Raw genomic sequence first — 17471 nt, 5'->3', positions numbered from 1 at the left:
TAGCCCAACTTCTCAAAAATTATTTCAAGCCGCCCCACAATTATTGCTCTCCAAGATGAAATCATCCCTCAACCATATGCCTCTTCGCAAACAGCGAGAACTCGGACGGGTTCTCGAGATCCTCCATGAGGAATTCGAGGATGCCCTGAAAGAAGGCACGGCTGATTTCAAGAAGCGCGGCAGAATCCTAAAAATCATCCTATTCGGCTCCTACGCCAAGGGCGGATGGGTCGATGAACCTTTCACGATGAAGGGATACCGCTCCGATTTCGATCTGCTGATCATCGTCAACAATCGCAAGCTCTGCGAGTTCGCCGAGTACTGGCACAAGGCCGCCGACCGGCTGATCCACGAAGCCTCGATCGAAACGCCAGTGAGCTTCATCGTCCATTCCAGGCGGGAGGTGAACACCTATCTCAAGGAAGGGCAATATTTCTTCTCCGACATCCGCAAGGAAGGCATCGTTCTTTACGAACTCGACGATGAAGCGCTTCCCGAGCCGGCACCGCTCTCGCCGGCAGATCGACTACGGGTGGCGAAAGAGCACCACTTGGATCGGTTTTCGCTCGCGCAGGCATTTTTAAAGGGGTTTCGGTTCTACGTCAGCGAGAAAGAACTCCGCGTGGCGGCTTTTGAGCTTCATCAATCGATCGAGCAGGCCTTTTCCTGTGTCCTGCTTACACTCACCAATTACGGCCCGCCATCCCACAACATCAAGTTCCTCCGCTCGCTTGCCGAGGAGCAGGACCGAAGACTAATCGAAGCCTTTCCGCGGGATCAGCACAAAGAACGCGCCTGGTTCAACACGCTGAACGAAGCCTACGTGAAGGCAAGGTACTCCGCGCATTTCGAGATCACCGAAGAAGCCCTCCTTTGGCTTGGGGAGCGAACGGCCCACCTACTTGAGTTGGTCAAAACCGTATGCTCCGAGCATTTAGAAAAGCTTGAGCGAAACAATGTCTAGCTTTGGTCCGCGAACCGCCCAAGCCTCTCTAGGATGCCGTTCCAAGACTGGACAAGTCCAGAAGGTGTATGTCGCCGGTCGCCGTGAACGAAATGGAACCTGCCGCCGTACCCCGCCTTTCGATCTCAACCTTTAGTTTTCAAGGGAGAGCAAAGGGGAATCCGCTTGTCCTGGACAACCTCTTCTGGCTGCGCTTTGAAATTGATACCTTTCCGAAAAGTCGAAGGCTTTGAGCCTGCACCGCGCCTTCAAATACAGCCGTTCGCAGGTGAACGGCGATTAGGCATCATGGCTCCAATAGTTACCGCGGAGCGAGTCAGAGAACTTCTTCCGGGTCCGACATTCAAGGGTTGGCACAAAGTTTCAATTGACCGTTTCCGATGGCGAGGCGACACTTGCAACCTGTAGCGAGGCAGGAGGAAAACGATGGACGACACAGATCGCTGGCGCGACATGGCAAGCGCACCAAGAGACGGTAGCCGGATCCTCGTCACGATTCGCCCTTCTGAACAGGGGCCAGCGGAGGTTGACCTCGCCTATTGGTCGAATGGCGATCAGTTCGCTGGAGAAGGCTGGCGCGCCTCTGATTCCTCGCCCGGGCACATCATCGAATATGCCGAGCCGGAATTGAAGTGTTGGATGCCGATGCCCTCGGCCAATCGCACCTCGATGCCCTCTCCCTGGGAAGGCGACGATGACCAGGAGCTCTACGGGTCGGGGATTTGATAGATCGCGCGCAGGACCATTGTTCCTGTCTCAGCGAACCGGTCCAGATTGCCGTCGGCGCGACGAAGTCGCCCGATCAAATTGAGGTTCAACCGGATAGCTTTTGTTTTTATGCATGTCGTTGGCCCGGAACCGCTGCACGCTTCCGGGCGACATGCATTAAGCACCTACGCAGCGCGCACCCTGTCTCGGCCGCTTAACTTGGCAGCATAGAGTGCCTGATCGGCGCGGCGATAAAGGTCCGACGCGCTGTCCGACGGGGCACAGGCGGCGATGCCGGCGGAACAGGTGTAGCTGAAGTCGGGAGAGTCAGGCAGAGGCCGGGAGAAGCGGATCACCGTCAGCATCCGCTCCACCATGGCAATGGCGTCTTCCGGACCGGTTGCCGGCATCACGAGAACGAATTCCTCTCCACCGACCCGCCCAAAACAATCGTTGCGGCGGACACTCTGATGGATGCGATGCGCAAAGTCGCGCAGGACCAGATCGCCGGCGTGGTGACCGAGCCGATCGTTGATCTGTTTGAAATTGTCGATGTCGAAGACGGCAAGGCAACCGTCGCTTCCATCCTTGGCGGCCGCCAGCATGTCGTCGACGCGCGCCATGGCAAAGCGGCGGTTGGCGACGCCCGTGAGTTCGTCGGTATAAGACGCCTTGATCGCCTGATCGCGATCTTGCCGGACGATCCTGCCATGCGCCCGCAAACCGGTGATGTCGCTCGCAATGCACAACATCCAGCCGTTCGTCTGGACCGCCTCGGTCATCCAGAACCATCGGCCATCGTGCAGATCGGTCTCGAAAGCGCGATAGCCGATCTTGCCGCGGCGCGACTGCGTCGAGCGCAGCCACTCGTCGAATTTGCTCGTCTGAATGACCGTGCCTCGCGCGAGCTCGAAATTTCGCCGCATCAGATCCGGCCACAGTGGCGTTTCATCGGGCTCGATGAAATAGACCGAACGAAAAGCGTCGTTGGCGTATTGCAGCCTGTCATGGCTGTCGTAGACCGCGATTAGAGTTTCGGTGTGTTCGGAAAGGTGCAGAAGCTGTTCGAATATCTCGTCCATACCGAACCCTGTCTGGTTGCCTTGGCATGACATGGCGCGGAAACCTTATGAGAAAAGAGCCAGTCCGCAAGCAAAGGCGCCTCAAGTGATTACGCAAACGTCAACGAGCGGCGTTTTTCAATCGTGATTGGACATCGGCTTCGACCTGAGCGACGCTGTTATCGGGAGGCGGACCATCTATTTTTCCGGAGATAGGAGGCCGAAATGGAACAGTACGCATTAGACCAGTTGAAAAGCATCGCAACGGTCAGCCCGACCTGCAAGCGCCTTGAAATGACTAGGCGCGAGCGCCTTGAACGATGGGCCGAAAGTCTCGAACACAGCCCCAGACCGTTCCTCAAGACACTTCACGAAACCGAATATCAGCCCATTGTCGATCGGCTTGCTCTCAGGGATGACGGCACACCGATCTCTGTTGCATTCGCCGATCCCACTCTGCGGGCGGCAGGAATGGAAAATGACAGCTATGGAGAAGCCAAACGGTTCTTCGAACTCAGCGATGAGCAATTGCATGATCTAGTGTGCTTCTGCCATTTCGGTGAACGCGTCAGCGCGGCAGTCGTCGCTCGCCGTTTGCGGAAGATGTCAGGCTCCAAACCAGACGGGTTTTTCGCTCAGCTTCGTGCGTGGTTTGCCTGATTGAGGCTATGAGCCACCATCTGACGTGCTGGTCGGGGATGCATCGATCCCCGTCGGGTCGTTGCTCCTGCGGCATCGACTATCGCTGAAATTTGAGGGGGCAGATCTCTGAAGCGGTTGGTTCCTGCTGGTCAGCAGGAACCAGGTTTTCTGCGCTGGCCGACCACGCCCCTAAGAACTTGGGTCAGGGCGTTCACCACACCTACATCTATGTCAGCGTGCTGGGGAAAGATGCCTCGCCGAGTGACTAGTCAGGGAGACGCTTGAAGAGGCCGTATCGCTACTTGCCGCCAGCTAACCACGCGCTTGCCATTGTAGGTAATTTAACGGAGAATCCCCGGCGTGGCCCTTGAGGCCTGGGCAGCCTGCCATGATCGGAGAACGCCGTGCCTCTGAAAAGCATTTTGGCCGCAGCAGCAATCGTCTTCATGACACTCTCAGGATGCGCAACTAGCGGATCGGACAACACAACCTATGCACAGCCGCAGGGGATAGGCCCAGTTCGCGGTGAGATAGGCGGCTACTAGCCCATCGAGAGTGTTTCGACCGCTTTAGAAACACAGCCTGGCTGTTTACGACGAACCAACCTCGGCGCTCGATCCGATATCATCGTCGCTGTCCGCGGAGGAAGGCATGACGATGATGCTGGGCCGCAGCCGACGTGGCAAATACAGAGGCATAGTTTCCGTGCGCAGTAGGGCTTTAAGCCTCAGTATTGTCGAGCATCGAATTCTTCAATCGTTTCGGGGTCCTGCTTATATTCCCATTGCACACCGTTCAGCCGGCGCCAGATTTGTCCCGATGGGTTTCGGGCGGCGGCGTCGACGAGTGGCACCGGCAGGAGTGTCTCGTGCTTGTGCCAGAGGGTGACGTCAGTGACGTTGGCCTAATTGGGCTTCCGGAACAGGTTGAAAAGGAGTGCGAAGTCCATTGGCGGATTTTTCCAAGGGACTCAACTACAGGGACATTTTTGGGTACTTTCAAGTACCATAATTTGGAGACACGACGCGCGGAAAATTTCGGCGCCACTGCTCACGAGCAAGCATGCGTCATAGATCGAACAAAGGTCAGCTAGGGGGCCCGATTGCGAACGCAGCAAAGAGGCCTCTGAGGTAGCACAAACGTCTCCAATTCTAGAAGCGCCTACATATCCGCGTTGTCGTTGAACGGCAGTCCGCGAGTTCTCCATTCGTCCCTCAGTATATCTTCCAGGTCCTCGACCGTGAATTCGTCGAAGTTTGCCCAGAGCTGCACGGCCAGCGCCTTCAAATTCGACGTTGTTTCTGAGTCAGCTTCGGCCGCCGCGGCAAGCCGATAGATTTCCTGGCGGAGTGCATCGCTCTCTGTCATGTCGCTCCTCCTGGCACTGCGGCAGCGCCTCCTGTTCGATAGGAGGCAACGAACAAGGTAATCCCTAAGTCTGTCGCAGGATGCCGGCCTCCTTCGCCGCAGCCTCAAACGCAGCTCGCGCTTCCGCACCGGGAACAACGCCATTCGCCGCGCCCAGGCATACCTTCCGCGCTGTCGCGTAGCTCGCGCTTCTGTTGTCGGGCCAGGATTTCTTCAAAAATGCGACCGCCTCTCGAGCGCTCCTGATGACGTGAAAACGATCATCTATCTTCAATTCGACGTTCGCATCCCAGATGCTGATCATGGCGTCCTCCGTGGGGCAGGCTTCCCACAAACGTATATTAGGAAGATCTGTTCCAAGCGGACGATCCGGCCGGAATTTTGGCAGCAGCATGAGGCTCTTTCGACCCAACAACCGCTCGCGATACCGCCGTGCTTCGAAAGCTTCGCCTTATCTTCGGTTAAGCGCCTTCGATTCGGCTCTGAAGGTGCATTCAAGAAAGTGGTGACAGGATGTCGATCCGGCCATGGGAGTCACGTCCCCAAATCGCAAAACGCCCCATCCTCACGCAAAGAGCCCCGCGGTTGTTGCGACCGCGGGGCTCCTTGACGCCTGACCCGGGAGAGGGGGTCAGGCGGCCTGTACTTTGCGGGTCGTGCGTGCCCATTCGGGCAGCCAGTCGCCGTGGGTGGCGAGCAGATCGTCTACCAGCGACCAGATCTGGTCGAGGTCGAGTTCGGCCGCCGTATGCGGGTCCATCATCGCGGCGTGATAGATGTGCTCGCGATTTTCCGTCATCAGCGCCTGCACCGTCAGCTCCTGGACGTTGATATTGGTGCGGATCAGCGCGGTCAGCTGCGGCGGCAGATCGCCGATGAAGGTCGGCTGGATGCCGGAGGCATCGACGAGGCACGGCACCTCGGCGGCGCAATTGGCAGGCAGCGAGGTGATGCAGCCATTGTTGCGGATATTGCCGTAGATCACCGAGGGCTCGCCGGTCCAGACCGAATTGATGATCGAGGAGGCATATTCCTTCGACGGCGCGACTTCGATCTTGTCGGCCGAGCGGTAGGCCTCCGCTTGGCCCTTCCAGCGCTCGATCTGCTCGATGCAACGCTTCGGATATTTCATCGAGCGGGATGCCGAATTTCTCGATCAGGTCGTCTCGACCCTCCTTGATGAAGAGCGTACGCCAAACAGCATGATGAGCCCGAAGCGGTGCGGCCGGGCATGCGTCGCGGTTTTGAAGAGCGCATGATTATCAAGCCGCAGGCCAACAACCGATTCATAAATTAGCATCGCCGCACGAAAAGCTTGCATGCAAGCTATAAATCGGATGTCCTGAGAAAGGCTTCTCTGGTGTTGGGCGACCCAGTATGAAAAACCTCGATGCGCGAATTCGGTTCACAGGTGAGCGGCGACAGGTCACAGCCCTTTTCTATGATATCGTCGGCTCAACGGAGCTCTTATTGCGGAGCGAGCCGGAGAAGTTCTTTCGCTCCGTGTCGGCATTACATCAGAGCGCCGAGACGATCATAAAAAAACATGGAGGGTTTCTTCATCAGCGGCTTGGTGATGGGGGATGCTGTTTCTTCGGATATCCCGATCAATCCGAAGATGCGGCTGAAAGCGCGGTACAGGCTTCCTTGGAATTGTTAGGCATTGCAGCGAGCACCAAGAAGGCGCGCACAGCTTTCAGGCTGCGGATCGGGGTTGCCACAGGTCTTGTCGTATTCTCCACGCGAGGAGACGAGATTGTCGGCACAGCACCGGTCCTGGCGGCTCGCCTGCAAGCAGAGGCCGAACCGAATTCGGTGCTGGTCGCAGATTCCACCGTTCAGCTCACGCGACACAAGTTCGACTACAGCCTGGTGCGGAAGGCCAAACTCAAAGGCTTCGAAGAGCCGGTTGCGCTCTGGCGCCCGCAGGAACGTGATCGATCAACCTCTGCGCTGTCGCCGTTCAATGAATGGGACCGGCCGATAAGAGGCAGGGAAAGAGAGCTTGCCGCTCTTTCGAGCGCCTGGAATTCAGCTCTCGGCGGCAAGGGCAGCTCGATCACCGTGGTCGGAGAGGCGGGCATCGGCAAATCCAGACTAATCGGCGAATTCGCCCGCAGTCTATCGCAAACTTCGCACGAGACCCTGATCTTTCAGTGCGGCAGGCGCCTGGAGAGCCAGCCTCTGCACCCATTTATGTCGTTCCTTGAGAGACTTGTAGCCGAATCTTCTGTTCTGAAGGATGGCGAAAGCGGGGCTTTTATGCAGGCTCTTCAAACCGCCGGCCGGGACGTCAACGCAACCGTCGTCGACACCATCCTCTCATTTACGTCAGACCGATCGCCGGCGACCTCGCGCAATATTCGCGTGTCGGATCTGTCGGGGCGGGCATTCAGGCGGAAGGTCATCGAAGCCGCTGCCGACATCCTGACGTGCAGAGCGACTGGCGTCCCGACGCTCCTCGTATTCGAGGATGTGCACTGGGCTGACGGCATGACGTTGGAGCTGATCGATCGGCTTGGATCGCTCGCAGGCAAGTTGCCGATCCTCGTGGTTCAGACATCGAGGATCAGGCGATCCCTCGCACTGGCGACCGAGATAGAATTATCCGGATTGGCCTCTGCGGCGGTTCGCGATCTCGTCGCCTCGGTCTGGCGTGAGCGTCCCCCGCCGGGCCTGTCCGATTTCATCCTGGATCAATGCGATGGCATGCCGCTCTACGCGGAAGAACTGGCCAACTTCTTCCTGGGAAGGCAACCCTTGGGCAAGGCCTCGTCCGAATGGAAAGGGCTGCTTCTGGAAGGTGGCGTCAGCTCGCTGAATGATCTGCTTTCCGCCAGACTCGCGGCGACCGGTTCCGCACGACGGGCAGCGCAATTTGCGAGCGTCATCGGCCGCGAATTCAACATCTCGCTGCTCGCCCGCCTTCTCGAAGGGGTCAGCCGGCAGACGGTGGAGGTCGCGGTCGAGCGGCTTGTTTCCCAAGGCATCATCGAGCCTTCTTCCGCCACGCCCGGCTCCTTTCAGTTCCGGCATGTACTCACTCAGGAAGCCGCCTACAGCAGCCTTCTCAAAAGCGACAGGCGTCGCATACACAAGCGGATCGCCGAACTCCTGATCGGAGAAGCAAAGCCCAGTCTGCCGGCTGCCATCGCTGCCTGGCAATGCGCCGAAGCAGGCTTGCACGACGCCGCGGCCAGGTTTGCCCTGGCGGCGGCCGAGGCAAGCGTTCTGCGCTCCGCCATGCACGAGGCGAACGTGTCGCTCGAGCTCGGCGCGCAGGAGGTCGACAGTCTTTCCCGGCGCCACCCCGATCGCACCGAACTGGCATTGGGCCTGCTCGAACTTCAGGGGGTCGTTGCGACTGCACTCGAGGGAGAGGGCTCGGAAAGCGCGCGGCGGGCCTATTCCCGCGCAATGCAGCTTCTGAGGAAACAGGCCTTGGCTGTTCGGTCGAAACATTTCCCGGTCTATTGGGGATGGTGGTTCACGGCGCCCAACATTCTGACGCAGCAATCGCGCGCGCGCATCCTCGTCGGCGACATGCAAGCGGTCGAAGATCAGGAGACGCGGCTTCAATCCTATCACTGCGGATGGGCGACGAGCTTCCATGCCGGCGAGCACGAATTCTGCCTCGATTGCGTCGCCAGAGGCCTTGATCTTTACGATCCCGAAAGAGCGGTCAGAAATCGCGCCTTCTTCGGCGGACATGATGCCAAGGTCTGCGGCTTGGGCGAGAGCGCCCTGTCCTACCTGCTTCTCAACGATGCCGATGCCAGTGAACATGCGATCAGACAGTGCCTGGACTGGGCGGCCTCGACCGATCATGCCGGGAGCATGGTTCACGCGCTTTATTACGCCATCGTCCTTCGCCGCTGCCAAAGCAGATATGACGATGTCCATGACCTCGGCGAACAAATGCTGGCGCTTGCCGAGCGACACGGCCTCGCCGCCAGCCAGGCGCGCGCCAACATGTATTGCGGCTGGGCCGAGCTGATGACGTCGTTTGCCGAACGGGGTGAAGAGCGATTCCAACACGGTCTGCTGCTCCAGCAACAATTGGGCACCGACGATAATTTTTCCATGCACAGCGACATGCATGCGCAGGTGCTGCAGCGGCTCGGCAAGTCTGCTGAAGCCCTGGCGACCATTCACAAGGCGATCAATGTCGGCCGCAACAGCGGTCAACGGTTCTGGCTCGCCGAACTCTACCGCCTCAGCGCAAGACTGAGACGAGATCTGAACGACCCTCCATCCTTGATAAGGGGAGACCTGACGAGGGCGGTGCAGATTGCCGAAGGACAAAAAGCCGCCTGGCTGGCCGAAAGAGCAAAGCGCGCCTTAGACGGACTGCCAAGGTCGTAGGCCAGGAGGAGGCGATGGACCACGGGGTGCTCGACAACATCTTTGATGCCCCTACCCTCTCGCCGCCTGATATCTGGCAGACGGTGCAGCGCATCCTGGCGCGCAAGCAGGAATACGGGATCACCAGGCTGGGCTCGGTCACGGAACTCGACCGGATCGGGATCCCCGTCGTCCAGGTTGTCAGGCCGCGCGCCCTTTCCGTCGCCGTCAGCCAAGGGAAGGGTTTGACCTTGCCGCTTGCGGCGATATCGGGCCTGATGGAATCCCTGGAGGGATGGGCCTCAGAGCGGATCGCCCCGGAGCGCGTCTTCAGAGCGGCCTTCCGCGAGATGAACGAGCAGAAATTCTGGTCGCACCTCTGCGTCGGGCGAGAGGCCGAGGGGCTTTCCTGGATCGACGGGCTGGATCTCCTTTCGGGCCGGAGAACCCCTGTCCCGCTTGCCCTTGTCGATTCCGCCTACACCGTTCCCTCGGCTCATCCGCATTGGATGCCCAGAGACACCACGGGTCTGGCAGCCGGCACCAGCCTGCAAGGCGCGGCCTTGCATGCCTGCCTGGAGATTCTGGAGCGGCAGGCGCGATGCACGGCGATGAAGACGCCGCATTTCTTCGACCGCTTCCAGATCGACTCCCGGTCGGTCTGCTCAGGCGGCGCCGGGGAAATCATGCGACAGCTGGCCGAGGCGGGGTTTGTCGTCGGCATCTGGCAAATCTCGGCGCCGCACGCGCTGCCCATCTACTGGTGCCACATGATGGAAGATGCAAGCAGAGCCCCATTTGCGCCCTTGCCGGCAGAAGGCTTCGGCTGCGGCTTCAGCCACGATCGCGCGCTGACGAGCGCATTGCTCGAAGCGTGTCAATCGCGGCTGGGGGTGATCTCGGCTGCGCGCGACGATATCAGCAGCGAAGTCTACTCATATGCCGATGCTTCGGAGCTCGCCGCATGGCGCACGCAACTCGTAAAGGGCGGCAGCTCCTACAGTCCCGATGAAGGTCCTGTCGCCAGCGGCCACTCCATCCTGCCGATCGTCGAGGCGTTGAAGCTGGCCGGCGCGAAGGCGGCTATTCTTGTGGTTCTTCATTCGGACGATCGCGTCCCTCTTCACGTCGTCCGGGTCGTTGCTCCTCCGCTGGAAACAAATCCGGAGGCGGATCTTGCGTGACGATGTCATTGTCTTTCTCGGTCCCACCCTCTCCGCGACGGAAGCACGGAAATACTTGGAGGCGATCTATCTGCCTCCGGTCGGCTGCGGCGATGTCGTGCGCGCAGTGGCGGACTACGCGCCATCGGCGATCGTGCTGATCGACGGCGTCTTCGCGCAGCGCCCCGCCGTTCGCCACCAGGAAATTCTCTGGGCGATGGCCCGAGGGCTCCGCATATACGGTGCGGCCAGCATAGGCGCGCTCAGAGCAGCGGAGCTCGCTCCCCAGGGAATGCTCGGGCATGGGCTGATCTACCGGTGGTACCGACGGCACCCGCTCGCCGACGATGCCGACGTCACGGTGCCGATGGCTCCCGTCGAGCTGGGCTCGCGCGCATTGGGCGACGCTCTCATCGACATCAGGCTGAGCCTGAAAAAAGCGGCACGCGTCGGGGTCATCGAAACACGGCTGAGAGACCGGCTTGAGTCACTGGCACGCTCGCTCCACTTCAGCGAAAGGTCGTTCGCCAAGCTTTTCGCGGCGGCAGAAAACAATCTCAGCGCTGTGGACCAGATCACAGTTCTAAAGGCGTGGCTGAAAGCCGGAGCCATAAACCAGAAGCGAACCGACGCTATAAATCTCCTGAGTTATCTGGCCGATCACAAGATCAATGGCTTGAACGATCCCCTTTCTTTCGAGTTTGAACTTACGGAATCATTCGCCAATGACATGGAGTACTGCGGAATGCTCGACACGCTATTGTCGAAATGCCAGTAGTACTGGTATAGTAGAAGATCGCTCGGCGTTGGGCAACGAGCGGTGGGGGCAGCTTTGGATGCCATCACACACCCGGAGGGCACAGGCGACGGGCCGGTTTTAGAACGGCCGCTTGGAACGCGTTTCCTTGTCTTTCCACAGCCATCCTTCATTCCCGGTTACGAAAAGCCCGAAGTGGTGTGGATCGGACCTTCAGCGGGACCCATCCTGGCAGGGCCGTCCGACAGCCGGATCTATGTTGCAAATCCCATCGAACCGAAATCGCCTTATGCCGCGCCGTACATTCCGCCATATCCCGGCCTTTTGCAGCCGCCTGCAGAGCCGGGTCCCGACGGCCATTTCGATCACATAGGCCCTGGCTCGCCGGCATTTCTCTCGACACACAGCTATGCCTGCGCCCGCCGGGTTCTCGATATCTGCGAGAGCTATGCCGGTCGTCCGATCAGCTGGTTCTTCGAGCCGACGCTGGAACGGCTGGAAATCGTTCCCCGCATTCCCCATTGGCAGAATGCGCAATCCGGCTTCGGCTTTCTGGAGCTCGGCGAGAGCGAGCCGGAAAGCCCGACCTCCTGTTTCGCGCTGAATTTCGACGCGGTTGCCCATGAAATGGGGCATCTCATTCTGCTGAGCGAACTTGGGATCCTCGAAGGCGACGGATCCGGAAGCGACTTCTTTTCCTACCACGAAGCGATCGCCGATTTCATATCGCTCTTGGGATTGCTGCACTTCGACACCGCGCTGGACCGGCTGCTTCGCCGCACAAGCGGGAATCTGCTCCTGCACAACGAACTCGACAAATTTGCCGAGCTCAGCGACGAAAAGCAGCTCAGATCGCTCAACAACTCGCTTCGCATCGGCTATGTCAGCCAGGAAGTGCACGACCAATCGAAGCCCTTTGCGGCGGGCCTCTTCGACTGTCTGATCGAGGTCTACCAGTCGCTGCTGTTCGAGCGCGGACTGTCGAAGATCAATCCTAGGAAGTTCAGCGACCTTCGCCGGCAGATGTCGCCGGCGCTGATAGAAGAAGGACTTCGGGCATCGGCGACATCCTATGACGTCACGCATTTCGCCACGAAAGCCGCTCTGCAGGAAGCGCGGGACGTGGTGGGCGAGGCGGTGACGCGTTCCTGGACATATCTCCACGCGGATAGCCTGACCTTCGAGGCTGCGGCCTCGGCCTTACTCGAGGCCGCCTGGCGCGGGCGCGGGGGCGCTTATATCGACCAGCTCGAAGATTGCATGAGGTGGCGCGGCATTCTTTAACCAAAGACGGGAGGCATCGATGACAGACGACAGCGTTCCAGCACCTTCACCTTCTGGACTCCCTTATATGGCGGGCCAGATCATACTCTACGGCGTCGACTTGAACGACGCCAATCGCATTACCCACCTGGATGTCGGGATGGCGGGAAAGGCGGAACTGCAGATAAAACTCGCAAGCAGAGTCGGCATCACCGGATCGACGGTCCTTGCTTACGGCTATGCGTTCGAGGGCCACTGCTACAGGCTTGATTCCAGCCGCATTTTCATTGTCACAGGTCCGCATGCCGAGCCTGCAGCCGGCTGCGGTTTTGACCCCGCGTTGGGGTACAAAATGTGGCGGCTGACGGCATCCTCGCAAATCCTCGAGATCTCGACGGCTTTCGGCGACGCCAGGACGCTTATTCTGGACGCCCAGTTGCCCGGCAAGAGGTCTCCGAGCTCCTACGCTATCACACTCAGAATGGCCCATCGCAATGGCCGCCTCAGCAACGATTAAACTCAGTTCTAACCGAGGAGAACAATCATGCCGTGTGACGTGACCGTACTTGTAGAGCAAGCCGTTACAGCGCTCACAGTGGGCGATGGACTTAATCCCTACTTCGACAAAAATAATCTAAAACTCGAGAATTTGACTGCGGGACCATCGACCTTCGAGACATCGGTTCCGCTCGATAGCAACAACGAAGCTATGGTCTTCGTCCGGGCGACGGATGTCAATTCCATACAGCAGATCTTCAAATACAACATTCCCGATGAACTCGATGGCGAGGGGAAGATCTATGTTCCCAAGAGAGTGGCGGCATCGCAAAGCGATCTCGACAAGCTGGCCGAAGAGGTCGAGAGCTTGAAGGAGCGTATGGCAGGCGTTCCAAGGTAGACAATTGCTGATCCCGGCCGTCCCGTCCATCCCCACGCAAAAAGCCCCGCGGTTGTTGCGACCGCGGGGCTCCTTGACGCCTTGCCCGGGAGAGGGGGTCAGGCGGCCTGTACTTTGCGGGACGTGCGTGCCCATTCGGGCAGCCAGTCGCCGTGGGTGGCGAGCAGATCGTCGACCAGTGACCAGATCTGGTCGAGGTCGAGTTCGGCTGCCGTGTGCGGGTCCATCATCGCGGCGTGATAGATATGCTCGCGATTTTCCGTCATCAGAGCCTGCACCGTCAGCTCCTGGACGTTGATATTGGTGCGGATCAGCGCGGTCAGCTGCGGCGGCAGGTCGCCGATGAAGGTCGGCTGGATGCCGGAGGCATCGACGAGGCAGGGCACCTCGGCGGCGCAATTGGTCGGCAGCGAGGTGATGCAGCCATTGTTGCGGACATTGCCGTAGATCACCGAGGGCTCGCCGGTCCAGACCGAATTGATGATCGAGGAGGCATATTCCTTCGACGGCTGGACCTCGATCTTGTCGGCCGAGCGATAGGCCTCCGCCTGGCCTTTCCAGCGCTCGATCTGCTCGATGCAACGCTTCGGATATTCGTCGAGCGGGATGCCAAATTTCTCGATCAGGTCCTCGCGGCCTTCCTTGATGAAATAGGGCGTGTATTCGGCGAAATGCTCCGAGCTTTCGGTGACGAAGTATCCGAGCCGCGTCAGCATCTCGTAGCGCACCTTGTTCGGGCAGCGCGGGTTCCAGCCGGGCTTCGGCGCCCTGCCCTCGCGATAGGCGCGCAGCAGGTCTGGATAGAGATTGCGGTAGGATCCGTCCGGCTGGCGATGCTCGAATTTGAGGTAGAAGGCCATGTGGTTGATGCCGGCCGCGCGGTAACGGATCTCCTCGTAAGGGATGTCGAGGTCGTGGGCCAGTTCCATCGCCGTACCCTGCACCGAATGGCAGAGGCCGACCTGGCGAATGGTCGGATATTTCTCCGATATCGCCCAGGTGTTGATCGCCATCGGGTTGACATATTGCAGCATGATCGCCTCCGGGCAGACGGCGAGCATATCCTCGCAGACCTTCCAGAGATGCGGCACGGTGCGAAGCCCGCGCATGATGCCGCCGACGCCCAGCGTATCGGCGATCGTCTGGCGCAGCCCGTATTTCTTCGGCACCTCGAAATCGGTGACCGTGCAGGGCTCATAGCCACCGATCTGGAAGGCGACGACGACGAAATCGGCGCCCGCAAGCGCCTTGCGCTGGTCGGAATAGGTCTCGGCCTTGGCCTTGACGCCGAGCGTCGAGATCAGCTTGTTGACGACGATGGCGCTTTCTTCCAGCCGCTGCGGATTGAGATCCATGAGCGCAATCGTCGCCCCTGACAGCGCGGGCCGCTGCAGCACGTCGCCGACGATGTTCTTCATGAAGACGGTGGAGCCTGCTCCGATGAAAGTGATTTTGGGATTTCCTGCCATTATAGCCTCCGGCATTCGATAATCATGCTACCTCGAAAGCGGCCTTGACGAGCCGTTCGGTGTAGGCGGTCTTGGGATGGGATAGTACTTCGTCGACGGGACCCTCTTCGACGATCTTGCCATGCTGCATGACGATGACGCGATGGCAGAGCGCCCTGACGACCTTGAGATCGTGGGAGATGAAGAGGTAGCTTAGGCCGCGCTCGTCCTGCAGCTTGCGCAGCAGTTCGATGATCTGCGCCTGGACGGAAAGGTCGAGCGCCGATGTCGGCTCGTCGAGCAGGATGAATTCCGGCTCCAGCGCGATGGCGCGGGCAATAGCGATGCGCTGGCGCTGGCCACCGGAAAATTCGTGCGGAAAGCGCGACAGGATATTGCCCGGCATGCCGGCAGCAATCAGCGCTTCGCGCACCCGATTCTGCCGTTCGGCCTTGGTCGCGCCCAGCCGGTTGACGACGAGACCTTCCTCGATGATCTGGCCGATCGTCATGCGCGGATTGAGCGATGAGAAAGGATCCTGGAACACCACCTGCATGCGGGCGCGCAACGGCCGCATCTCGGACCTGGACAGGCCGTGGATCGGCTGATTGTCGAAACGGATCTCACCGCTGTCGGGTGTGTTCAGCCGCAGGATCGCCTGGCCGAACGTCGTCTTGCCGGAGCCGGATTCGCCCACCAGACCGAGCGTCTCGTGACGGCGCAGCGTCAGGTCGAGGCCGTCGACGGCGACAAGCTCACGCATCGCCGGCTTCAGAAAGGTACCGTGACGCATCATGAAGGAGACCCGCACGCCCTTGGCATCGAGAATGACATCCGACCCTTCGGGCAGCGGATTGGCCTGGCCACGCGGCTCGGAGGCGAGCAGATGCTTGGTATAGGCGTCCTGCGGATTGGCAAACAACGCTTCGGTGGTGTTGTGCTCGCGCACTTCGCCGTACTGCATCACATAGACGTAATCCGAGAACTGCCGCACCACCGTCAGGTCGTGGGTGATGAGGATGACGGCCATCCCCAGCTCCTTCTGCAGGTTGCGGATCAGGTTGAGGATCTGCGCCTGCACGGTGACGTCGAGCGCCGTCGTCGGCTCGTCGGCGATCAATACGTCGGGATCGTTGGCAAGCGCCATGGCGATCATCACGCGCTGGCGCTGGCCGCCGGAAAGCTGATGCGGATATTGCATGAGCCGCGCGGCGGGATCGGGGATCTGCACATGTTCCAGCAGTTCGAGCGCGCGCTTCTGCGCATCCCTCTTGCTGATCCGGCGATGCACGCGAATTGCCTCGACGATCTGGCTGCCGATCGTATAGATCGGGTTCAGCGAGCTCATCGGCTCCTGGAAGATCATCGAGATACGGTCGCCGCGCAGCTTGCGGCGCGCCCGCTCGGAAAATTTCAAAATATTGCTGCCGTCATAGGCGACCGTCGATTTCTCGGAGACGACGGCGCGCTTCGACAACAGCCCCATCACCGTTCGCGCCGTCACCGATTTGCCCGAACCGGATTCGCCGACGATCGCGATCGTCTCGCCGCGATAGAGCTGGAAGGAGACATCCTTGACGGCTTCGACCATGCCGTCTTCGACCTTGAAGTTCACCGCCACGTTGCGGGCATCGATGATCGGCGTGTCCGAACGGCCATCATGATCGTGGCGGACGGGCGGGGCGAAGGAATTGACCAGTGCAAGCGCCATCTTCATCACCTCAATAAGGATCGACCGCGTCGCGCAATCCGTCGCCGAGCGCATTGAATGCGAAGACGGTGACGAGCACGAAGCCGACGGGAGCAAGAATCCAGGGATAGGAGCCGATCACCGAATAGGTCGCCGTATCCTGCAGCATCAGCCCCCAGGAGATCAGCGGCGGCTTGACCGCAAAGCCGAGGAAACCGAGGAAGGATTCCAAGAGCACGACGCTCGGTATATGCAGCGTCACCGCGACGATGACATGGCTCATCACATTGGGGAAAATGTGCTGCATGATGATGCGTGTATCGGTCGCGCCGACGGCCATCGCCGCCCTGACGTAATCGATGCGGGCGAGCGCGAGCGTCTTGCCGCGCACCTCGCGCGACATCTGCGCCCAGCCGAGAGCCGACATGACGGCGATGACGAAGGCAAGGAAGACATTGGTCGGCGCCGTCACCGGGATCAGCGAGGTCAGCGCCAGATAGAGCGGCAGTTGCGGGAAGGCGAGCACCAGTTCGACGAAACGCTGCAACCAGACATCGAAGGTGCCACCGAAATAGCCGGATACCATGCCGACGGTCGTGCCGATGATGGTGACGATGAACACGACCGTCAGGGCAATCGTCAGCGAGATGCGCGAGCCGATGATGGCGCGCGACAGCACGTCGCGGCCGAACTTGTCGGTGCCGAGGAAATGCACTGGCGTTCCGTCAGTCGTGCCGAAGAAGTGCCGGTTGGCCGGAATCAGGCCGAGGAGCCGGTATTCGGCGCCCTTGACGAAGAATCCGAGCAGCCGCGGGTTGTCGTAGTCGATGCCGACGATCGGCTGGAAGGTGACCGGGTCGAGCTCTTCGGAATCCGACAGCGCATAGACACGCGGCTGGAAGACGAAATTGCCATCCTTGTCGTGGAAGCTCATCATCTGCGGCGGCGCGAAGCCGACATCGGTCGCCTTCGGATCCATCGGCGCGAAGAAATCGGCAAAGATCGCCATCAGGAGCAGGAGCACGACCAGCACGAGGCCTGCCATGCCGGTCCAGGAGCGCCTCAGCCGGCGCCAGACAAGGGCGATATAGCTCTCATGCCCATGCGATGGCTTGGCCACGATGTCGGTTGTCGGCGGTGTTGCAGAAGAGTCGAAAGCCAGCAT

The 17471-nt window shown here is 59.7% G+C and carries 15 protein-coding genes and 2 pseudogenes; 9 read left to right on the top strand and 8 right to left on the bottom strand.

Annotated features, from left to right (window positions below):
• Positions 1 to 55: 55 nt before the first annotated feature.
• Together RlegSU303_RS29750 and RlegSU303_RS29745 are read left to right on the top strand one after the other, a co-directional pair.
• A complete protein-coding gene (locus RlegSU303_RS29750) occupies positions 56 to 964 on the top strand; it encodes a nucleotidyltransferase and HEPN domain-containing protein (protein WP_131720689.1) in 909 nt (302 codons plus the stop codon).
• A 426-nt stretch (positions 965 to 1390) separates the two neighbouring features.
• A complete protein-coding gene (locus RlegSU303_RS29745; RefSeq protein ID WP_025397805.1) occupies positions 1391 to 1690 on the top strand; it encodes a hypothetical protein in 300 nt (99 codons plus the stop codon).
• Between the two features lie 167 nt (positions 1691 to 1857).
• On the opposite strand, the gene RlegSU303_RS29740 is transcribed toward RlegSU303_RS29745, so the two are convergent.
• Positions 1858 to 2754 (bottom strand): sensor domain-containing diguanylate cyclase, encoded by an 897-nt coding sequence (locus RlegSU303_RS29740; protein ID WP_131719871.1) that lies wholly within the window; start codon positions 2752 to 2754, stop codon positions 1858 to 1860.
• A gap of 204 nt (positions 2755 to 2958) precedes the next feature.
• On the opposite strand from RlegSU303_RS29740, the gene RlegSU303_RS29735 reads away from it, so the two are divergent.
• Entirely contained in the window at positions 2959 to 3393 is a 435-nt protein-coding gene (locus RlegSU303_RS29735; RefSeq protein ID WP_131719870.1) for a hypothetical protein, read from the top strand.
• A 709-nt stretch (positions 3394 to 4102) separates the two neighbouring features.
• Here RlegSU303_RS29735 and RlegSU303_RS29730 read toward each other — a convergent pair.
• The 4 genes and pseudogenes from RlegSU303_RS29730 to RlegSU303_RS29715 form a co-directional block, all read right to left on the bottom strand.
• Positions 4103 to 4324 (bottom strand): annotated as a pseudogene (locus RlegSU303_RS29730) (hypothetical protein).
• A 212-nt stretch (positions 4325 to 4536) separates the two neighbouring features.
• Positions 4537 to 4743, bottom strand: coding sequence for a hypothetical protein (locus RlegSU303_RS29725; protein WP_027687847.1), 207 nt, complete (start codon positions 4741 to 4743; stop codon positions 4537 to 4539).
• A gap of 64 nt (positions 4744 to 4807) precedes the next feature.
• Positions 4808 to 5047 (bottom strand): DUF982 domain-containing protein, encoded by a 240-nt coding sequence (locus tag RlegSU303_RS29720; RefSeq protein WP_231283966.1) that lies wholly within the window; start codon positions 5045 to 5047, stop codon positions 4808 to 4810.
• A 327-nt stretch (positions 5048 to 5374) separates the two neighbouring features.
• Positions 5375 to 5930, bottom strand: a pseudogene (locus RlegSU303_RS29715) (family 4 glycosyl hydrolase); the annotation flags it as partial.
• A 190-nt stretch (positions 5931 to 6120) separates the two neighbouring features.
• Between RlegSU303_RS29715 and RlegSU303_RS29710 the strand changes: the two are divergent.
• The 6 genes from RlegSU303_RS29710 to RlegSU303_RS29685 are packed head-to-tail and all read left to right on the top strand — an operon-like array spanning position 6121 to position 13168.
• On the top strand, positions 6121 to 9108 hold the full coding sequence (locus tag RlegSU303_RS29710; RefSeq protein WP_131719869.1) for an ATP-binding protein: 2988 nt from the start codon (positions 6121 to 6123) through the stop codon (positions 9106 to 9108).
• A 14-nt stretch (positions 9109 to 9122) separates the two neighbouring features.
• On the top strand, positions 9123 to 10271 hold the full coding sequence (locus tag RlegSU303_RS29705; protein WP_131719868.1) for a YcaO-like family protein: 1149 nt from the start codon (positions 9123 to 9125) through the stop codon (positions 10269 to 10271).
• Positions 10264 to 11028 carry a TfuA-like protein gene (locus tag RlegSU303_RS29700; RefSeq protein WP_131719867.1) on the top strand — a complete coding sequence of 255 codons (765 nt, stop codon included), beginning with the start codon at positions 10264 to 10266 and terminating at the stop codon, positions 11026 to 11028. The genes RlegSU303_RS29705 and RlegSU303_RS29700 overlap by 8 nt, the downstream gene beginning before the upstream one ends.
• Before the next feature lie 54 nt (positions 11029 to 11082).
• Positions 11083 to 12291, top strand: coding sequence for a hypothetical protein (locus RlegSU303_RS29695; RefSeq protein ID WP_205930757.1), 1209 nt, complete (start codon positions 11083 to 11085; stop codon positions 12289 to 12291).
• A 19-nt stretch (positions 12292 to 12310) separates the two neighbouring features.
• A complete protein-coding gene (locus tag RlegSU303_RS29690) occupies positions 12311 to 12787 on the top strand; it encodes a hypothetical protein (protein ID WP_231283965.1) in 477 nt (158 codons plus the stop codon).
• 27 nt (positions 12788 to 12814) lie between these two features.
• A complete protein-coding gene (locus RlegSU303_RS29685; RefSeq protein ID WP_131719864.1) occupies positions 12815 to 13168 on the top strand; it encodes a hypothetical protein in 354 nt (117 codons plus the stop codon).
• A 98-nt stretch (positions 13169 to 13266) separates the two neighbouring features.
• Here the strand turns inward: RlegSU303_RS29685 and RlegSU303_RS29680 are convergent, their stop codons facing one another.
• Genes RlegSU303_RS29680 through RlegSU303_RS29670 form a run of 3 tightly spaced genes read right to left on the bottom strand, consistent with a single transcriptional unit; the run spans position 13267 to position 17471 of the window.
• The gene (locus tag RlegSU303_RS29680) at positions 13267 to 14637 is read right to left on the bottom strand and encodes an alpha-glucosidase/alpha-galactosidase (RefSeq protein WP_231283964.1); all 1371 of its coding nucleotides are present in this window, start codon (positions 14635 to 14637) and stop codon (positions 13267 to 13269) included.
• A 22-nt stretch (positions 14638 to 14659) separates the two neighbouring features.
• A complete protein-coding gene (locus tag RlegSU303_RS29675; RefSeq protein WP_131719862.1) occupies positions 14660 to 16327 on the bottom strand; it encodes an ABC transporter ATP-binding protein in 1668 nt (555 codons plus the stop codon).
• A 10-nt stretch (positions 16328 to 16337) separates the two neighbouring features.
• Entirely contained in the window at positions 16338 to 17471 is a 1134-nt protein-coding gene (locus tag RlegSU303_RS29670) for an ABC transporter permease (protein WP_094088456.1), read from the bottom strand.

The sequence above is a fragment of the Rhizobium sp. SU303 genome, assembly GCF_021052345.1.
GTDB lineage: Bacteria > Pseudomonadota > Alphaproteobacteria > Rhizobiales > Rhizobiaceae > Rhizobium > Rhizobium laguerreae.
This window is presented reverse-complemented; position numbering and strand designations above follow the sequence as displayed.

Excerpts from the sequence above, each read along its gene's own strand:
- RlegSU303_RS29750 (WP_131720689.1), top strand. The coding sequence starts at position 56 with ATGAAATCATCCCTCAACCATATGCCTCTTCGCAAACAGCGAGAACTC.
- RlegSU303_RS29745 (WP_025397805.1), top strand. The coding sequence starts at position 1,391 with ATGGACGACACAGATCGCTGGCGCGACATGGCAAGCGCACCAAGAGAC.
- RlegSU303_RS29740 (WP_131719871.1), bottom strand. The coding sequence starts at position 2,754 with ATGGACGAGATATTCGAACAGCTTCTGCACCTTTCCGAACACACCGAA.
- RlegSU303_RS29735 (WP_131719870.1), top strand. The coding sequence starts at position 2,959 with ATGGAACAGTACGCATTAGACCAGTTGAAAAGCATCGCAACGGTCAGC.
- RlegSU303_RS29725 (WP_027687847.1), bottom strand. The coding sequence starts at position 4,743 with ATGACAGAGAGCGATGCACTCCGCCAGGAAATCTATCGGCTTGCCGCG.
- RlegSU303_RS29720 (WP_231283966.1), bottom strand. The coding sequence starts at position 5,047 with ATGATCAGCATCTGGGATGCGAACGTCGAATTGAAGATAGATGATCGT.
- RlegSU303_RS29710 (WP_131719869.1), top strand. The coding sequence starts at position 6,121 with ATGAAAAACCTCGATGCGCGAATTCGGTTCACAGGTGAGCGGCGACAG.
- RlegSU303_RS29705 (WP_131719868.1), top strand. The coding sequence starts at position 9,123 with ATGGACCACGGGGTGCTCGACAACATCTTTGATGCCCCTACCCTCTCG.
- RlegSU303_RS29690 (WP_231283965.1), top strand. The coding sequence starts at position 12,311 with ATGACAGACGACAGCGTTCCAGCACCTTCACCTTCTGGACTCCCTTAT.
- RlegSU303_RS29685 (WP_131719864.1), top strand. The coding sequence starts at position 12,815 with ATGCCGTGTGACGTGACCGTACTTGTAGAGCAAGCCGTTACAGCGCTC.
- RlegSU303_RS29680 (WP_231283964.1), bottom strand. The coding sequence starts at position 14,637 with ATGGCAGGAAATCCCAAAATCACTTTCATCGGAGCAGGCTCCACCGTC.
- RlegSU303_RS29675 (WP_131719862.1), bottom strand. The coding sequence starts at position 16,327 with ATGGCGCTTGCACTGGTCAATTCCTTCGCCCCGCCCGTCCGCCACGAT.
- RlegSU303_RS29670 (WP_094088456.1), bottom strand. The coding sequence starts at position 17,471 with ATGCTGGCTTTCGACTCTTCTGCAACACCGCCGACAACCGACATCGTG.